The following is a 17194-nucleotide window of genomic DNA, read 5'->3' on the forward strand; positions in this document are numbered from 1 at the left end:
TGCCTTGCCCGGTCAGGCCTTGAGGTCGGTCAGGAACTTGGCGAAGGTCATCGACCCTTCCGGCCACGGGCCGAAGCCGGCATCCTCATTGAGGTGACCGGTTTCGCCGGCATCGATGAACAGCGAACCCCAGGCGCCGGCAATGTCCTCGGCAACCTCGAAGGCGCAGAACGGATCGTTGCGGCTGGCGATGACGATGGACGGGAAGGGCAGCGGTTCGCGTGCATAGGGGCCAAAGGTCATCAGGTGACGCGGCCTTATCTCCGGGTTGGCGACGTCGGGCGGCGCGACAAAGAACGCACCGGCGACCGGCTTCCTGAACTGCGGAATGGCCTGCACCGCGGCCGCCACGCCCAGGGAATGGGCAACGATCACCACCGGCCGCTCGGCCTCGTTGACAGCGTTCGCCACGCTCGCCGTCCAGTCCTCGCGCACCGGCTTCGACCACTCCGCCTGCTCGACCCGGCGCGCCGTCGACAGTTTCGACTGCCAGCGTGTCTGCCAGTGTTGGGGGCCGGAATTGGTGTAGCCCGGCACGATCAGAATATCTGCGTCTTTGACTTTCATGGCGCTGAGATAGCGAGCGGCCGTGTCTCGTGCAACCCGCGCTGACGCATGCGGTGCATCACAATCGTGAACAACCTGTTCGATTCTTTCCATCTTGTGTGAACGATCAGGATCGACGATTTGAGGCAGGAAGAGATGGACAACAGAATAGACTGGTGGCGCGGCCTGGGATAACGCGCTGAACGGAGAGTTTTATGAGCGAACTGCCTTTTGCCGCGACGACCCCCGTCAGCGTGTCACGCGTGGGCCTGAAGGCGCGCGACGCCGAAGGACTTGCCGATTACTACCGGGCTGTTGTCGGCCTGCAGGAATTGAGCCGCGCCGATGGCGCCATCACGCTGGGCGCTGCCGAGCGCCCGCTGCTGGTCATCGAGCCTGACGCAGCGGCCAAGCCCGACGATCCGCGCAGCGCCGGCCTTTTCCACACCGCTTTCCTTCTGCCCAGCCGCGCCGATCTCGGCCGTTGGATAAACCATGCCGCCGCCAACAAGATCCGCATCGAGGGCGCCTCCGACCATCTGGTCAGCGAGGCTTTGTACCTGACCGACCCCGAAGGCAACGGCATTGAAGTCTATAGGGACCGTCTGCCGCAGGAGTGGAAGTGGAACGGCGACAAGATCGCCATGGCGACCGAGCGGCTGAATCTGGCCGCCGTGGTTGGCAGCGTGCCGGCCGGTGACGCCGGCTGGCAGGGCGCGCCGCAAAACAGCATTATCGGCCATGTCCATCTGCGCGTCGGCCGGCCGGAAGATGCCGAGGCCTGGTGGCACGACGAATTTGGCTTCGACACGGTCGCTAAGTATGGAGGGCAGGCGGTGTTCCTGTCGTCGGGAGGCTACCACCATCATATCGGTGGCAATTCGTGGCACAGCGCCGGCGCCGGCCGCCGCGATCCGTCCCGCTCGGGTCTGGCCTGGGTCGAGATGCGGTCGGACAAGACAACCGCTGAAACCACGCGGGAAGATCCGTGGGGCACGGTTATCCGCACCGTGCCGGGCGCCGCCGGCTGAGCGCCCGCTCGGTTCTTACAAGGAAGTGGCGGCGTAGCCCGTCAGCAGCCCATGCGCCCAGCTGTCGAAGCCGGTGGCTGTCGCGCGGGTGGACGCCTCGGTCCAGTCATAGCTGACCGTATGATGGCTGAACGACCATTGTCTGTCCTTGCGCGTGGCAAGGGCATAGCGGGCATCCGGACTGCCGGTCACAGTCAAACCTGGGAATGCCTGGACGCCGACACTGCCGGGATTGAGGATTGTCCGGTTGTCCGACAAGCGCACAACGCGCGGCGTATGTGTATGGCCGCACAAGGTCAGCCCGGCGCCGGCGCTGCCCAGCTTGTGCCTGATCTGCTTTTCATTGGACGGGTGGAAGTGGCTGCCTCCGTCTTCCTCGAGCAGGAACACGTCGTCGTCACTGGGGCTGCCATGGCAAAGCAGGATGTCCTGGGCAGGCGACAGGGTGACCGGCAATGCGGAGAGCCAGGTCAATGACGCCTGGGACAGGCATTGGTGGGTGAAAGCATCGACGTCTTCCAACCCGGAAGCAGGCGGCTCGACCAGCACACGGTCGTGATTGCCGCGCACGGTCGGCCAATTCTGTGCCATCAGATATTGCGCGGTTTCTTCAGGCCATAGCGGCCCGGAGAGACAATCGCCCAGATTGACGATGATGTCGGGAGAAGCGTCTTTGATCTGCGCATGAACCGCCTCAAGCGCGCGCAGATTCCCATGGATGTCGGAAAGGACAGCCAGCCGCATGGAAGATCCTATCCGAAAACCCGCTTGAAGATCGTGTCGACATGCTTGGTGTGATAGCCCAGGTCGAATTTCTCGCGGATCTCGGCTTCGGGCAGCGCTGCGGTGACTTCCTTGTCGGCCAACAATTCCTCAAGGAAATCAGCGCCATGTTCCCATACCTTCATGGCGTTGCGCTGCACCAGGCGGTAGGCATCCTCGCGGCTGACGCCGGCTTGCGTCAGCGCCAAAAGCACGCGCTGCGAATGCACAAGGCCACGGAACTTGTTCATGTTCTTCAGCATGTTGTCGGGATAGACCAGCAATTTGTCGACGACGCCGGTGAGCCGCGACAGCGCGAAATCCAGCGTTACCGTGGCGTCCGGCCCTATCATGCGCTCGACCGAGGAATGCGAGATGTCGCGCTCGTGCCAGAGCGCCACATTCTCCATCGCCGGCAGCGCCATGGAGCGCACCATGCGGGCAAGGCCGGTGAGGTTTTCGGTCAGCACCGGGTTGCGCTTGTGCGGCATTGCCGACGAGCCCTTCTGGCCCGGCGAAAAATACTCTTCCGCTTCCAGCACCTCGGTGCGCTGCAGATGGCGGATCTCGGTCGCCAGCCGCTCGACCGACGAGGCGATGACGCCGAGCGTGGCAAAGAACATGGCATGGCGGTCGCGAGGGATGACCTGCGTCGACACCGGCTCCGGCTTCAGCCCAAGCTTTTTCGCCACATGCTCTTCGACATAGGGATCGATGTTGGCGAAGGTGCCGATCGCGCCCGATATGGCGCAGGTGGCAATATCCTCCCGTGCGTGCACCAGCCGCTCGCGGCAGCGTGAGAACTCGGCATAGGCCTGCGCCAGCTTGACGCCGAACGTGGTCGGCTCGGCATGAATGCCGTGGCTGCGGCCGATGGTGACGGTGTCCTTGTGCTCGAAGGCCCGGCGCTTCAGCGCGGCGAGCAGGCCGTCGAGGTCGGCCAGCAGGATATCGCTGGCGCGGCCGAGCTGCACCGCAAGGCAGGTGTCGAGAACATCCGATGAGGTCATGCCCTGGTGGATGAAACGCGCATCCGGCCCGACGAATTCGGCGAGATGGGTGAGGAAGGCGATGACGTCGTGCTTGGTGACGGCCTCGATCTCGTCGATCTTGCCGACGTCGAATTGGGCGGCGCCGCCTTTTTCCCAGATGGTCTTGGCGGCTTCTCTGGGGATGACGCCGAGCTCGGCCAGCGCATCGCAGGCATGGGCCTCGATCTCGAACCAGATGCGGAAGCGGGTTTCCGGCGACCAGATGGCGACCATTTCCGGCCGGGAATAGCGAGGGATCATCCGTCAGTCCTGATATGTCGGTGGTTAAGTGCGCCTCCTATCAGAGGCGGACCGAATGCTCAACGCTGCCGGCGTGCAAACCACACGCTGGCGGCGGCAAGCGCGATGAATCCGAGCGGAAAATAGAGCCTGATACCCAGCACCACGAACTGGTAGAGCGCCGTCAGCGAGGTGAAGACCAGTTCGAACGCCCACCGGGCGGTGAAGGCCTCCGCGTGCCATTCGGCATAGTAGGAGCGGTATTGCAGCGCAAACAACCCGCCGGTGAAGGCGAGCGTCGTGGCAAGCAGGCAGACGAAGGCGGCGGCGAACGCCACCTCCCAATGCCGGTCGAGCGAGACCAGCCGCGCCGCGAACAACCCGACGGGAAAGGCCAATGCCGCGCCGGTCGCAAACAGCAGGACGACGAAGCGGATCTTTTCCGGGGTCTCCCAATTGTCGAGCCAAAGACCGGTCAGCGCGCTGGCGCCCATGGCCATCGCCCACAGCAAGGCGCCGACAAGCGCCGTGCCCGTCGCTGGTACGGCGCGGCTGACGCGATTTCCGGCGCGCTTGCGCCAACTGGATTGATCGAGCGATGTCACAGGCGTCCGGTCACGGCGATCCAGCGAAAATCCGGTCCTTCGAAGCCGTATTGGCGCACTGCGATCAGCACCGCATAGGCGCTGATGCTGTCCATCGAGAACGTCTGCACCGCGCCGATCCTGTAGCCGTTCGGGCAGCCACGGCTTTTCGGGATCGATTTATCCTCATGCAGCAGATGGGTCTGGCCGCCATCCCTGGCCTCGATCCGCAGCAGGCGAAAACCGTTGACCTCGCCCTGGCTCTGGCAGCTTTCGGTGTCATTCATGCCGATCTCGTCCAGCCGGAATTCCAGCGGCGGGTCGACCGGCGAAAAGATCGGCCGTGGGTTCACCACCATGCGGAACGGGTCGGCCGACAATTCGGTCACCGGGTTGAAGCCGGCGGTGATGCCGCGGTTTGCGGTGAGTTCGGCCTGCACAACGACGGCTTCCCCCTTCTGCCTGGTCTGCTGACGGGCCGTCTCGAGCGAGGCGGTCTCATCCTCCAGCCGGACCCGGATTGGCGTGCCCTTCAGGAACGTGTCGTCGGCGGTGTTGATGTAGTAGCGATTGGCATAGGGAAAGCCCGAACCGTCTGCCACACCATATTCCTCGAAGGCGAAGACGCTGCCATCCTTGCTGAAGCCGAGGATTTCAAGCTCGGCGACATCGCCCGCTCGGGCGGCCATGGCGGATGCCAGATGGACCAGCAGGCAAACGCCAATCAGGACGAGATTTCGCATCGGGGTTCCGCTCCGCCTGCCGTGGTTCGATCGTTCCCTATCACGAGACAGTCAAAACATCGTGCTATTCAAAAGGCGATGCATCCAATTTCGCCTCTGTTTGTTATCGTCGATCGTTTTCAAAAGGAGAACACCCCATGACTGAGGCCAGCAAGATTCGCGAGCATATGGAAGTGGTCGGCGCCGACGGCGTTCACATCGGCACCGTCGACAGGGTCGATGGCGAGCGGATCAAGTTGACCAAGGCCGACAGCGGCGAGGGCGCCCATCAGGGGCATCACCACTACATTCCCTTGAGCCTGCTTGCCGAGATCGAGGGCCAGAAAGTCTGGCTGTCGGCGAATTCGGATGTCGCGGTCAGCTTCGAGGAAGAGGAGTCCGACCCGACCTGACTGAAAGTCAGCGCGACGACCACACCGGAAACAGATCGCCATCGGCCGGCGTCGCGGCATGGATGCCGCGGCTGATGGCGCGCGCCATGGTGGCGCCGGCGGCGGCAAAGAAATCGACGGCATCGTCGGCGCTGAGTTCTATGCCGCTCTTCCCCGTCGCCAGCGCGAACACCAGATCGCCGTCGGCCGGCGTGTGCACCGGCCAGATGGCGCGCACGAAGCCGTCATGCGCTGAAATGGCCAGCCGCTTGGCTGCCGCCTTGGTCAGCACGGCATCGGTGGCGATGACGGCGATGGTGGTGTTGCCACCGGCCTCGGCTTGTCCACCGACACGCTTGTCGCGGTGTTTCAATAGGATCCGCCTGGCGTCGTCCGGCATCGGCGAGGGATAGCCGAGGCCTCCGAATTCATCGCCGATCTCGAAGGGTGCTGCCCAGAAATAGCGGGTCCGCGCGATCGTTACCGAGCCGGTCGGGTTGGCGGCGGCGAGTGCGCCGATGGTGACGCCGCTGTCGAGCACAGTCGAGGCAGAGCCAAGGCCGCCCTTCAGCCCGGAACTCAGCGCCCCGGTGCCGGCGCCGATTGTGCCGAGCGGAAAGTCGACTGTTGCCGCCTGAGCTGCTTCGTAGCCGAGGTCGCGGTAGGGAGGATAACGGCCCCAATCCTTGTCGCCGCCATTGCGCAGGTCAAACAGGATCGCCGCCGGCACGATCGGCACCCGAAAGCCGCCAACATCGATGCCAACGCCTTTTTCACGCAACGCCGCCTGCACGCCCGATGCGGCGTCGAGGCCGAAGGCCGAGCCGCCCGAAAGCACGACGGCGTGAACCGCCTCGATGGAATTGTGCGGTTCGAGCAAATCGGTCTCGCGCGTGCCCGGCGCGCCGCCGAGGATCTGCACGCCACCGACCGCCGGTTCGTCGCACAATACGGTGGTGACGCCCGATTTCAGCTTGGCGTCCGACGCGTTGCCGACGCGCAGGCCGGCGACATCGGTGATCAGATTGCGCGGCCCGGTGCGAAACATCAGTTCGTCTCCGCCGGCACGAAACGCGTCCCGTCGAAGCGGAAGGCGCGATAGAGGTTTTGGCTCAGATCGCCTTTGTCGTCGAACCGCAGCGGGCCGATCGCGGTGGTGAAATCGTGCCCGGTTAGCGCGTCGGCCAGCCCCTTGCCGGAGCCCTCGGACACCGCCGAGGCCGTCTTGGCGATCTCCACCGCCGCATAGGCAGGCAAGGAATAGCCATCAGGCGCGATGTTTTTGGCCGTAAACGCCGCCAGCACCTTGGGATCGGCGACATCGGCCCATTCCGGCGGCGCGATCATCAGCGTGCCGACGGCGTAAGGCACATCGCCGGGTGGCGTGCGCAAATTCTCGCCGCCGGCAAAGACAATGCCGGCCTCGAGCTGGCCGGCGTCGCGGCCCATAATGGCGATGTCGTCGCCGTCGCCACCGGCAAAGACATGCGTGGCGCCCGCCTTCTTCAGCCGGCCGATCAGCCCGATCTGGTTGTCGAGCTGGGGCCGGAACGTGTCTGTGAAGACCGGCTTCAGCGCCGCCTGTTCGGCCGCGGCGCGCAGCGTCTCGGCGATTTCGCGGCCATAGATGGTGCCGTCATCGACGATGGCGAACAATTCGCTCTGCCACAGCCGGGTCAGGATGCCGGCCACGGCATTGCGCTCGTCGTCGCCGCGCGGCCCCAGCCGATAGACCGGCCAGCCGGTCTTGGCGCGGCGGTCGGTCAGGCTTTCGGTGCGCACGCCAACGGTGATGACCGGTATGTTGGCATCCTTCAGGATCGGCAGCGCCGCCTGGATCGCCTCGGTGCAGAGGAAGCCGACGACGATATCGACCTTCGCAGCCGCGAATTCCCTGGCGGCGGCAGCCCCGCCATCGGCGGTGCAGGCATCGTCGACCGTCCTGATCTCGGCGCCGTTGGCTTCTGCTGCCAGGGCAGCACCCGCCTCGATCTGCTTGCCCAGGATCGCCGACGGACCGGACAGGGGTGCGGCGACGCCGACAAGCAAAGTCTGCGCGCCGGCGCTTGCCGGCAGCAGCCAGAGCAGTGCCGCTATTACAGCTGTTGGGGGTCGCATTCTGACGACGAATTCCTCCGTGCCGGTCGCATGCTTCCAGCGTCTCTTCCGCCAAGACCTAAAGGCTGCCCGCCCCAGGCGCAACACGGGAATTTGCGGATTGGCGTCAACCACTTCGCTTGTGGCCTATTGTGTGCCGCCATATATATAACGCTTGGATTCCCGCTTATGGAAAATCATCGGTGTTGAAGTTGAACGACATAGGGCCTCAGGCCTATCGCGACGCGATGGCGCATTTTGCCGGCCACGTCCATGTGGTGACCACCGACGGGCCCGCCGGCAAACGCGGCACGACGGTGATTGCCGCCTGTTCGGTGTCGGACACGCCGCCGACGGTTCTCGTCTGTCTCAACCGCGAGAATGCCAAGAACGAGCTGTTCATGCAAAACGGCCGGTTTGCGCTGAACACGCTGGCTTCGCACCAGCAGCCCCTATCGGTGGCGTTTTCAGGCCTGACCGGGCTGTCGGCCGATGAGCGTTTCGCGCTTGGCGAGTGGGATGTCATAACGACGGGCGCGCCTACCCTGAAGGGCGCTCTTGCGGTTTTCGACTGCGAATTGATCGACACCAAGGATCTCGCCACCCATCGTGTGCTTTTTGGCAAGGTGACAGGCCTGCGCATGGGCGATAATTTGCGGCCGCTGATCTACCACGCCCGCGACTACCACGTGCTGCAGAGCGGAGCAGAGGCGGCAACGGAGAAAGAATGACCGAGCTGAAACCGCGCCCCGCGCCGCGGACGATCGACGAAACGCTCGATCTCCTGACCGGCGCGGACTATGTCGCGGACCGCTCGCTCGCAACGGTGCTGTTCCTGTCGCTGCGCATGCAGCGGCCGCTGTTCCTTGAAGGGGAGGCCGGCGTCGGCAAGACCGAGATCGCCAAGGTGCTGGCGCAGGCACTCGGCCGCCGGCTGATCCGCCTGCAATGCTATGAAGGGCTCGACGTCTCGTCCGCTGTCTATGAGTGGAATTACGCCGCGCAGATGATAGAGATCCGCATGGAGGAGGCGGCAGGCTCGGTCGACCGCTCCGACATGGAGCGCAATGTCTTTTCCGAAAAATACCTGATCCGCCGGCCGGTGCTCGATGCGCTGACCGGCAAGGCGGGTGCGGCCCCGGTGTTCCTGATCGACGAGCTCGACCGCACCGACGAAGCCTTCGAGGCGTTCCTGCTCGAAATCCTGTCCGATTTCCAGGTGACGGTGCCCGAGCTTGGCACGATCAAGGCGGAGGAGCCGCCGATCGTCATCATCACCACCAACCGCACCCGCGAAATCCACGACGCGCTGAAGCGGCGCTGCCTCTATCACTGGGTCGACTATCCCAATGCCGAGCGCGAGCTGGAGATCGTGCGCCGCAAGGTGCCGCAGGCCAACAGCCGACTTTCCGCGGAAGTGGTGTCGTTCATCCAGAAGCTGCGCCGGGTCGAGCTGTTCAAGGCGCCGGGTGTCGCCGAAACCATCGACTGGGCCGGCGCGCTGACCGAACTCGACAAGGTGGCGCTCGATCCCGAGACCGTCTCCGACACGATCGGCGTTTTGTTGAAATACCAGGACGACATTGCCCGCATCGGCGCGGGCGAGGGCCGGCGCATCCTCGATGAGGTCAAGGCCGAACTGGCGGCGGCGGAGTAGGGCAGTGAAGGCGCCGGGTGCTTACCCCAAAGAGACCGACCCCAGAGAGGCGACGGAAGACGGGCGCATCGCCGACAACATTGTCTATTTCGCCCGCACGTTGCGCAAATCCGGCATGCGGGTCGGGCCGGCTTCGGTCAAGGATGGGATCGAGGCGGTGCTTGCAGCCGGCATCGGTTCGCGCGACGATTTCTACTGGACGCTGCATGCCGTGCTGGTGTCGCGGCACGAGGATCACCCTGTTTTCGACGAAGCCTTCCGGCTGTTCTGGAAATCGCGCGAGCTGATCGAGAAACTTCTGGTGATGTTCTCGCCGGTGGCGCCCGACACCAGGGAGAAGCAAAAGCCGCGCGCGGCAGAAAACCGCGTCAGCCAGGCCATGTTCGAAGGCCACGAGAAGAATCGGCCGGTCAGGGAAATCCCGGAGATCGAAGTCGACGCCCGGCTAACCTTCTCCGGGAATGAAGTGCTGCGCGGCAAGGACTTTGCCCAGATGAATGCCGACGAGATGGCAGACGCCAAGAAGGCGATTGCCCGGCTGCGGCTGCCGTTCGACATGGTCCGTACCCGACGCTTCAAGGCAGACCTGCATGGCCGCCGTATCGATCCACGCGCCATGATGCGCTCGGCCGCGCGCACCGGCGGCGAACTGATCCTGCCGAAATTCCGCTCAGCCCGCGAAGTGCATCCGCCGCTGGTGGTTCTCGCCGATATCTCCGGTTCGATGAGCCAGTACACGCGCATCTTCCTGCACTTTCTGCATGCGCTGACCGAAAAACGGCGGCGCGTGCACACCTTCGTCTTCGGCACGCGACTGACCAATCTCACGCGGCAGATGCGCCATCGCGACCCCGATGCCGCCCTTGCCGACTGCTCGGCGGCGGTGAAGGACTGGTCGGGCGGCACCCGCATCGGCGATACGCTGGCGGAGTTCAACAAGCACTGGTCACGCCGCGTGCTCGGGCAGGGCGCGGTGGTGCTTTTGATCACCGACGGTTTGGAGCGCGACGATGTTTCCGGCCTGTCGGAGGAGATGGATCGCCTGCACAAAACCTGCCGGCGGCTGATCTGGCTGAATCCCCTATTGCGCTTCGACGGTTTCGAGGCCCGCGCCCGCGGCGTCAGAGCGATGCTGCCTCATGTCGACGAGTTCCGCTCGGTGCACAATCTCGATGCGCTGGCCGACCTCTGCGCCTCGCTGGACAAGAAATCCGCCGCTTCGGTCGATCCGCGTCGCTGGCTGGACGCTGGTGTCAGGCGCGCCGCATAGCCATATTGGATTCCGAAAACAGGCTCCCAGAGAAAACAGACTTTGAGGCAAGCGATCATGGACAACAGCATCTATCTCGATGAGGCCCGCGACCCCTTGATCATCGCGGAAGGTTGGATGAAGGACGGCAAGGATGTTGCCATCGCCACGGTGGTCGAGACCTGGGGTTCGGCGCCGAGGCCGGTCGGCAGCCACTTGGTCATCGACGCCGAAGGCAATTTCCACGGCTCGGTCTCGGGCGGCTGCGTCGAGGGTGCTGTGGTGAGCGAGGCGATGGACGTCATCGACTCGGGGAAAGCGAAGATGCTGGAGTTCGGCGTTGCCGACGAAACCGCCTGGCAGGTCGGCCTGTCCTGCGGCGGCCGCATCAAGGTCTATGTGGAGCGGCTTGGTTAGGCATGGATCCCTACGCTCTCAAAACGCTCAATGCCGAACGCCGGGCCCGCCGCGCCGCGATCCTGGTCACCGATCTCGGCGACGGCCGCGACCGCATCGTGCGCGAAGGCGACCAGGTTGCCGGGGAACTCGGGCAAGCGATCGCCAAGGCATTTCGCACCGGCAATTCCGGTTCGGTCGAGGCTGAAGGGCGCACCTTCTTCCTCAACGCGCATTTGCCGCAGCCGCGCCTGGTGGTAGTCGGCGCCGTCCATATCAGTCAGGCGCTGGCGCCGATGGCCAGGATCGCCGGCTATCCCTTGGAGATCGTCGATCCGCGCACCGCCTTCGCCACCCCGGACCGTTTTCCCGATGTAGCCCTGCATGCCGAATGGCCGGAGGATGTGGTGAAGCGCCAGCCGCTCGACAGCTATACGGCGCTCGCCGCCGTCACCCATGATCCGAAGATCGACGATTTCGCACTGAAGGCCGCGCTCGACGCCAACTGTTTCTATGTCGGCGCACTCGGCAGCCGCAAAACACACGCCAGGCGCGTCGAGCGCCTGCTGGCGCTCGGCGCCAGCGCCGACCAGATCGCCCGCATCCACGCACCGATCGGTATCGACATTGGCGCGGCGAGCCCGGCCGAGATCGCCGTCGCCATCCTGGCGCAGACGATCCACGCCTTTCGCTCGCGCGGTCTCGAAGCCAAAGGCGCGGCGGCGTGAAGTTCGGGCCGATCGCGATCGATCAGGCGCAAGGCGCGGTGCTGGCGCATGCCACGACGGCGGGCGAGCGGCGTTTCCGCAAGGCGCACAGGCTGAGCACGCAGGACGTGGCGGTGCTGAAGGCGGCCGGCATTACCGAGATCGTCGTGGCGGTGCTTGCCGCCGATGACCTCAGCGAGGATGCGGCGGCCGAAAAGATTGCTGCCAGCATGGCCCACCGCAACATCGAGGCAAAACCGGCCGCGACCGGCCGCGTCAACCTCCATGCCAAGGCCGCCGGTCTCTTCACCGTCGATGCCGCCATGATCGACGCCATCAATGCGGTCGACCCGACCATCACCATCGCCACGCTGGCGCAGCACGCACCTGTCGAGACGGGGCAAATGGTGGCGACGGTCAAGATCATCCCGTTCGCTGTTGCCACGGCTCTGGTCGACAAGGTGACGAAGATCTGCGCCGGCGGCGAGATCTTCGCCGTCAACGCCTACCATCCGGTGCGCATCGGCGTCATTCAGACGATGCTGCCCGGCATCAAGCCCAGCGTGCTCGACAAAACGCTGCGCGTCACCGAAGCGCGGCTGGCACGCTCCGGCGCCCGGCTGACGACGGAGCGCCGCACGCCGCACGAGATTGCGCCCGTCGCCGATGCAGCGGCCGCGCTGGCGCGCGACAACGACATGGTGGTGATCTTCGGCGCCTCGGCGATGAGCGATTTCAACGATGTCGTTCCGGCGGCGATCGAGGCAGCAGGTGGCACGGTGATCCGCGCGGGCATGCCCGTCGATCCCGGCAATCTGCTGGTGCTGGGCACGCTCGACGGCAAGCGCGTCATCGGCGCGCCCGGTTGCGCCCGCAGCCCCAAGGAGAACGGTTTCGATTGGGTGCTCGACAGGCTGATCGCCGGTCTCGACGTCACCGCCAAGGACATCGCCGGCATGGGCGTTGGCGGCCTCTTGATGGAAATCCCGACCAGGCCGCAGCCGCGCGAGCCGCTGCCGGCGAGAGCCGGGCTGAAGGTCGAGATCGTGCTTCTGGCCGCCGGTCGCTCCAGCCGCATGGGCGGGCCGAACAAGCTTCTGGCGCTGTTCGACGGCAAGCCGCTGGTGCGCCGCACCGCTGAACGGGCGCTCGATTCCAAGGCTTCTGCCACCGTTGTCGTCACCGGCCATCAGCGCGAGCGGGTGCACGCCGCTCTCTCGGGCCTCGACGTGATCTTTGCCGACAACCCGGATTTTGCCGACGGCCTGTCCTCGTCTCTAAAAGCCGGCATTGCCCGCGTTGGAGCCGAGGCGGCCGGCGCCATGATCGTCCTCGGCGACATGCCGGGTATCTCATCGGCCGATCTCGACCGGTTGATCGAGGCCTTCCGTAGGGACGGCGGCCGCTCAGTGGTGCGTGCCGCCCATGACGGCCGCCGCGGCAATCCGGTGCTGCTGCCACGCGCGCTGTTTGGAGGGATCGCTCACCTCGAGGGCGACACCGGCGCCCGCCATCTGGTCGAGGCCGAGGGACTGGATGTCGTCGACGTCGAGATCGGCGACGGCGCGTCGATCGATGTCGACACCCGCGAGGCGCTGGAAGACGCCGGCGGCGTGTTGCAGGATTGACAAAGCGAAGCCGAAAAACGCATGCCATGCAGTATGGCTCTCTCTTTACTTGCCTTAGCGCTTCTACCCCCCTCTGGCCTGCCGGCCATCTCCCCCTCAAGGGGGGAGATCAGCAGCCTCGATGGCGGCGTCTATCCTGCAGCTTTGAAGATTGGCGGAAGGCGGCGTGATATCCAATCTCCCCCCTTGAGGGGGAGATGGCCGGCAGGCCAGAGGGGGGCGGCCGCGCTCCATAGCCTTCTGATTTCGCTCTTTTTCCTGTTCTCCGCCTCTCACGCCGACGCCCTCGAACTAAAACCCTACAAGGATGACCTCTTCGCCTATCCGGCGACGCTCTCGTCCACGGACAAAGGCGCCTACACCGTCATCGACTATCGCGAGATGCGCGACATCAACGACCGCGACGAAGTGCCGGAAAAGCGCGTGCAGGCTAAGTATACCGACACCGGCGTGCGCAAGGTGCAGCGGGATTTGATGCTGAAAACCGATGCCGGCGATGTCAGGCATGTCGCCGTAGGCAAGACCGAAGGCGCCGGTATCATCGTGCTTTACCTGCACGGGCAGGGCGGCAGCCGCAAGCAGGGCGTCGACGACTTCACCTTCGGCGGCAACTTCAACCGAATCAAGAACCTGATGGCCGGCAATGGCGGCCTCTATCTCTCACCCGATTTCACCGATTTCGGCGACAAGGGCGCGGCCCAGGTCGCGGCGCTGATCGGCCACTATGCCGAGGCCTCGCCGGACGCGAAAATCTTCGTCGCCTGTGGCTCGATGGGCGGCGCGCTGTGCTGGAAGCTGGCCGGCCGCAGCGATACGGGACGGCGCATCAACGGGCTGCTGCTGCTCGGCTCGCTGTGGGATGACAGTTTCCTGTCGAGCCCGGCCTACAGGCGCCATGTGCCGGTGTTCTTCGGCCAGGGCAGCAAGGACCCGGTCTTTCCCGTGGAGAAGCAGGAGGCCTTCTTCCGCTCCATCATTGCGAACTCGAAAGCCTATCCGACCCGGTTCGTCCGGTTCGAGACCGGCACCCATGGCACGCCGATCCGCATGGTAGACTGGCGCCAAACGTTGAACTGGATGCTGTCGAAAGCGCCCTGAGGCATATGGCCCCGAGGTGCCCGTTGGTTTTGGCGATCATGGTTCGGCCGATATCCTTACTGGGGTAGGCTGATATGATCCAACAGATCGGAAGCACAGCGATGGACGCCCACCCCTTCAAGATCCAAATTCCGAACGAACAACTTGAAGATCTCCAGCGCCGGCTTAGCGCAACACGATGGCCAATTCCGCTAAGCGAAGCGGGCTGGAGCGATGGGGCCGAGCTGCCGTTCATCAAGCGCCTTGCGGATTACTGGCGAGACCGCTTCGACTGGAGAGTGCAAGAGGCGCGGCTGAACCGGCTGCCGCAATATCTGACGAGGCTGAACAACCTAGATGTCCACTTTGTCCACCAGCCAGGCAACGGACCGGCGCCGCTGCCGCTGATCATAACGCATGGCTGGCCCGGCTCGTTCATCGAAATGGAACACGTCATTCCATTGCTGGCAGACCCAGCTGCCCATGGTGGTGACCCGGCCGACGCTTTCCACGTGGTAGTTCCCTCCTTGCCCGGATACGGCTTTTCCCAGGCGCCGACGGAACCAGGCTTCCATTCCGGCCGTATCGCGGAGTTATGGGTACAGTTGATGCGGGGGCTCGGCTACGACCGCTTCGCTTCCCAAGGAGGCGACATCGGCGCGGGCGTTTCCGCCTGGATGGCACGGCTCCATTCCGAAAGCGTGCTTGGCGTCCACGTCAATTACATTCCCGGGAGCTATCGGCCACCCTTGGGTGCAGGTCTGCCACCTGTCACCGTTGAGGAGCAGGCCTTTCTGGAAAAGGCCGCGGCCTGGACGGCAACGGAGGGCGCCTATGCCCATCTGCAGGGCACGAAGCCTCAGACGCTTGCTTATGCTCTGACAGACTCGCCGATCGGTCTCGCAGCCTGGATGATCGAGAAGTTCCGTAGCTGGAGCGATTGCGACGGTGACGTGGAGCGCACCTTCGGCATGGACACGCTCCTTACGGATGTTTCTCTCTATTGGTTCAGCAACGCGCTCACCTCGTCCTTGCGACTCTACAAGGAGAATCGACTGTTCCCTCTTGCGTTCGAGACGCTGGAACGCGTTTCGCCGCCATTTGGGGTAGCGCTTTTCCCTCGCGAGTTGCCGATGCCGCCTCGATCCTGGGTGGCGCGGGTCTTTGACGTTCAGCGATGGACATCGATGCCGCGAGGGGGCCATTTCGCTGCGCTGGAGGAACCGAGTCTTCTGGTCGAGGACATTCGCGCCTTCTTCCGGCCGATGCGTTCCCGGCCTGAAACGAGAAGGCGAATGTGAAGGACTGCTTGAGCGCGGCGGTTCCTGATAAGATCCCTACGGCGCGGTGTTGTAGTCGACCACCGTCTGCGGGTTCTCCTCGCCATCGTAAGACGCGTCCACATCATATTGGACGAGGGAAAAATCGCCGTTACGGAACAGGTATATCCCCTTGTCCGAGGCGTCGCCGATGCCGCGCCATTTGTTGAACGTGGTCAGCGTCTTGGCGTCTTCGTCATATTCGGAATTGGCCGCCCAGCCGGATGTGCGGAAGCCGATGATATCCATGCCCAGCAGTTTGCCGTCGCTGTCATTGTTCTCGTAACGGATATCCATTTCGGGCTCGGTGAACTGCAACTGCCGCACGCCCGATACTTCGTCGGTCATGTAGTAGACCGAACTTGCGTTATAGGCTGCCGCTTGGCAGTAGAACTCGAAAAGCCGCGTTTCCTTGTCGGGATCGCTGGCAGCCGCGTCCTTTGCCTTGTATTTGATCGAAAAGATGTTCGGCTCCTCGCCGAGAAATTGCTTGTCACACTGATCGCCATAATCGGCGGCGAACAGTTTCTTCACCTGCTCGAGTGCGGTGTCCTTCTTCGGCGGCGGCGGCCCGTCACCACAGCTTGGCGGCAGCGCCTCCTCGAAATCGGCCTTGGACGGCTTCAGCGCGCCCTTGTCGATAAAGATCGGGCGGAATGGCGGGGCCTGGATCTGAGCGCTGACCTGGCGCAGCGTGTAACAGCCTGCGAAGACCGCCTCGTTGCCGTCCTTGCCGGTGGCGCGGATGGCGACCGGAACGCTGTAATAGATGCTGCCGGCCGCGCCCTCATCGGAAACGGCGCCGGTTTCGGCATCGACCTTGTCGGTGCCGTCATAGCCCTTGACGAATGTGTCGAAATCCTTTGCCGGCTTTGTATCGCCGTAGTAAGCCCAGGCGCGGGCGAATTCGTGCCGGTTGATGGCGCTGTAGAGCGAGCGGATGACGGCTGCGGCATCCGACCTGTCATCGACGTAAGGGGCTTGGTCATCGGCTGCCGGTTCATCATCGGCGAACACAGCCTGGCCGGATGCGGCAAGGGAGCAAAAGGCGGCCGCTGCCAGAAAGACGCGTCTCATCGGAGAATCTCCACCACGAAGGAGTCTATCATAGAGATTGCGGCGACGTGGTGACGCTTGAAAAATCCTCCGGGAAGGCGCTACGTCCCGCCGTCGGCGCTTCAGCCGCAATGGAGATTTGAACGTGACACTATCAATGTACGAGGCCTCGGTGCCGGTGTTTTCGGCCAGGCTGAAGGCGCTGTCCGGCGTGCTGTCGGCGGCCGAACAGAATGCAACTGAACGCAAGATCGATCCGCAAGTCTTTTTGACCGCAAGGTTGGCGCCCGACATGTACGCGCTGGTCCGGCAGGTGCAGGTCGCCACCGACCACGCCAAGGGCGCGCCGTCGCGGCTGGCCCGCCGCGAAGTGCCGAAATACGAAGACAATGAAGCCACCTTCGCCGACCTTCAGGCGCGCCTTGCCAAGACGCTCGAGCTTTTGGCGTCGTTCTCGGCCGCCGAATTCGATGGCTCGGATGACAGGGTGGTCGAACTGAAATTTGGCCAGCGCGAGGCTTCGATGCCCGGCATGCAGTATTTGCTGCATGTCGCCATGCCCAACTTCTATTTCCACGTGACCACGGCTTACGACATCCTGCGCCACAATGGCGTGCCGCTGACCAAGGGTGCCTATCTCGGGAATCGTTGACGAATTCGGCATTCCGAGGTTTCCCGGTCGCTGCCGGGAAACCTCGTC

The 17194-nt window shown here is 63.9% G+C and carries 19 protein-coding genes; 11 read left to right on the forward strand and 8 right to left on the reverse strand.

From position 1 onward, the window contains the following. Window positions 1-12: 12 nt before the first annotated feature. Window positions 13-567 carry an RBBP9/YdeN family alpha/beta hydrolase gene (locus tag ACYG9Z_RS26645; protein WP_023694132.1) on the reverse strand — a complete coding sequence of 185 codons (555 nt, stop codon included), beginning with the start codon at window positions 565-567 and terminating at the stop codon, window positions 13-15. 194 nt (window positions 568-761) lie between these two features. Between ACYG9Z_RS26645 and ACYG9Z_RS26650 the strand changes: the two genes are divergently transcribed. After that, the gene (locus ACYG9Z_RS26650; protein ID WP_023694133.1) at window positions 762-1577 is read left to right on the forward strand and encodes a VOC family protein; all 816 of its coding nucleotides are present in this window, start codon (window positions 762-764) and stop codon (window positions 1575-1577) included. A 15-nt stretch (window positions 1578-1592) separates the two neighbouring features. Here ACYG9Z_RS26650 and ACYG9Z_RS26655 read toward each other — a convergent pair whose 3' ends face one another. The 4 genes from ACYG9Z_RS26655 to ACYG9Z_RS26670 form a co-directional block, all read right to left on the reverse strand. Further along, window positions 1593-2321 (reverse strand): metallophosphoesterase family protein, encoded by a 729-nt coding sequence (locus tag ACYG9Z_RS26655; RefSeq protein ID WP_023694134.1) that lies wholly within the window; start codon window positions 2319-2321, stop codon window positions 1593-1595. A gap of 8 nt (window positions 2322-2329) precedes the next feature. Continuing rightward, on the reverse strand, window positions 2330-3631 hold the full coding sequence (purB, locus tag ACYG9Z_RS26660) for an adenylosuccinate lyase (RefSeq protein ID WP_023694135.1): 1302 nt from the start codon (window positions 3629-3631) through the stop codon (window positions 2330-2332). A 59-nt stretch (window positions 3632-3690) separates the two neighbouring features. After that, a complete protein-coding gene (locus tag ACYG9Z_RS26665; protein ID WP_245259864.1) occupies window positions 3691-4110 on the reverse strand; it encodes a hypothetical protein in 420 nt (139 codons plus the stop codon). Window positions 4111-4211: 101 nt separating this feature from the next. Further along, on the reverse strand, window positions 4212-4937 hold the full coding sequence (locus ACYG9Z_RS26670; RefSeq protein ID WP_023751459.1) for a DUF2259 domain-containing protein: 726 nt from the start codon (window positions 4935-4937) through the stop codon (window positions 4212-4214). 137 nt (window positions 4938-5074) lie between these two features. Between ACYG9Z_RS26670 and ACYG9Z_RS26675 the strand changes: the two genes are divergently transcribed. Continuing rightward, entirely contained in the window at window positions 5075-5329 is a 255-nt protein-coding gene (locus ACYG9Z_RS26675; RefSeq protein ID WP_023751460.1) for a DUF2171 domain-containing protein, read from the forward strand. Window positions 5330-5336: 7 nt separating this feature from the next. Here ACYG9Z_RS26675 and ACYG9Z_RS26680 read toward each other — a convergent pair whose 3' ends face one another. Both ACYG9Z_RS26680 and ACYG9Z_RS26685 read right to left on the reverse strand, forming a co-directional pair. Beyond that, window positions 5337-6356, reverse strand: coding sequence for a P1 family peptidase (locus ACYG9Z_RS26680; protein ID WP_023751461.1), 1020 nt, complete (start codon window positions 6354-6356; stop codon window positions 5337-5339). Next, entirely contained in the window at window positions 6356-7426 is a 1071-nt protein-coding gene (locus ACYG9Z_RS26685) for a branched-chain amino acid ABC transporter substrate-binding protein (protein WP_023751462.1), read from the reverse strand. Before ACYG9Z_RS26685 ends, ACYG9Z_RS26680 begins: the two co-directional genes overlap by 1 nt. A gap of 182 nt (window positions 7427-7608) precedes the next feature. On the opposite strand from ACYG9Z_RS26685, the gene ACYG9Z_RS26690 reads away from it, so the two are divergent. From ACYG9Z_RS26690 to ACYG9Z_RS26725, 8 genes are all read left to right on the forward strand, one after another. Next, window positions 7609-8136 carry a flavin reductase gene (locus ACYG9Z_RS26690; RefSeq protein WP_023751463.1) on the forward strand — a complete coding sequence of 176 codons (528 nt, stop codon included), beginning with the start codon at window positions 7609-7611 and terminating at the stop codon, window positions 8134-8136. Next, window positions 8133-9062, forward strand: coding sequence for an AAA family ATPase (locus ACYG9Z_RS26695; RefSeq protein ID WP_023700847.1), 930 nt, complete (start codon window positions 8133-8135; stop codon window positions 9060-9062). Before ACYG9Z_RS26690 ends, ACYG9Z_RS26695 begins: the two co-directional genes overlap by 4 nt. A gap of 4 nt (window positions 9063-9066) precedes the next feature. Further along, window positions 9067-10332 carry a vWA domain-containing protein gene (locus tag ACYG9Z_RS26700; RefSeq protein ID WP_023748572.1) on the forward strand — a complete coding sequence of 422 codons (1266 nt, stop codon included), beginning with the start codon at window positions 9067-9069 and terminating at the stop codon, window positions 10330-10332. A 57-nt stretch (window positions 10333-10389) separates the two neighbouring features. After that, window positions 10390-10728, forward strand: a complete 339-nt coding sequence (locus ACYG9Z_RS26705; protein ID WP_023700845.1) for an XdhC family protein — start codon at window positions 10390-10392, stop codon at window positions 10726-10728. 2 nt (window positions 10729-10730) lie between these two features. Then, complete coding sequence (locus tag ACYG9Z_RS26710) at window positions 10731-11435, forward strand: XdhC family protein (RefSeq protein WP_023748573.1); 705 nt, start codon at window positions 10731-10733, stop codon at window positions 11433-11435. Further along, a complete protein-coding gene (locus ACYG9Z_RS26715; RefSeq protein ID WP_023748574.1) occupies window positions 11432-13042 on the forward strand; it encodes an NTP transferase domain-containing protein in 1611 nt (536 codons plus the stop codon). The genes ACYG9Z_RS26710 and ACYG9Z_RS26715 overlap by 4 nt, the downstream gene beginning before the upstream one ends. 186 nt (window positions 13043-13228) lie before the next feature. Next, window positions 13229-14140, forward strand: coding sequence for an alpha/beta hydrolase family protein (locus ACYG9Z_RS26720; protein WP_245259854.1), 912 nt, complete (start codon window positions 13229-13231; stop codon window positions 14138-14140). 74 nt (window positions 14141-14214) lie between these two features. Beyond that, window positions 14215-15420, forward strand: coding sequence for an epoxide hydrolase family protein (locus ACYG9Z_RS26725; protein WP_245259855.1), 1206 nt, complete (start codon window positions 14215-14217; stop codon window positions 15418-15420). Window positions 15421-15456: 36 nt separating this feature from the next. Here ACYG9Z_RS26725 and ACYG9Z_RS26730 read toward each other — a convergent pair whose 3' ends face one another. Then, window positions 15457-16515 carry a DUF1176 domain-containing protein gene (locus ACYG9Z_RS26730; protein WP_023706481.1) on the reverse strand — a complete coding sequence of 353 codons (1059 nt, stop codon included), beginning with the start codon at window positions 16513-16515 and terminating at the stop codon, window positions 15457-15459. Between the two features lie 124 nt (window positions 16516-16639). Here ACYG9Z_RS26730 and ACYG9Z_RS26735 point away from each other — a divergent pair, with 124 nt between their 5' ends. Continuing rightward, window positions 16640-17146: a DUF1993 domain-containing protein gene (locus ACYG9Z_RS26735; RefSeq protein ID WP_023709324.1), complete on the forward strand. Its 507-nt coding sequence runs from the start codon at window positions 16640-16642 to the stop codon at window positions 17144-17146. Window positions 17147-17194: the final 48 nt, after the last annotated feature.

Source organism: Mesorhizobium sp. RSR380A (genome assembly GCF_054719385.1).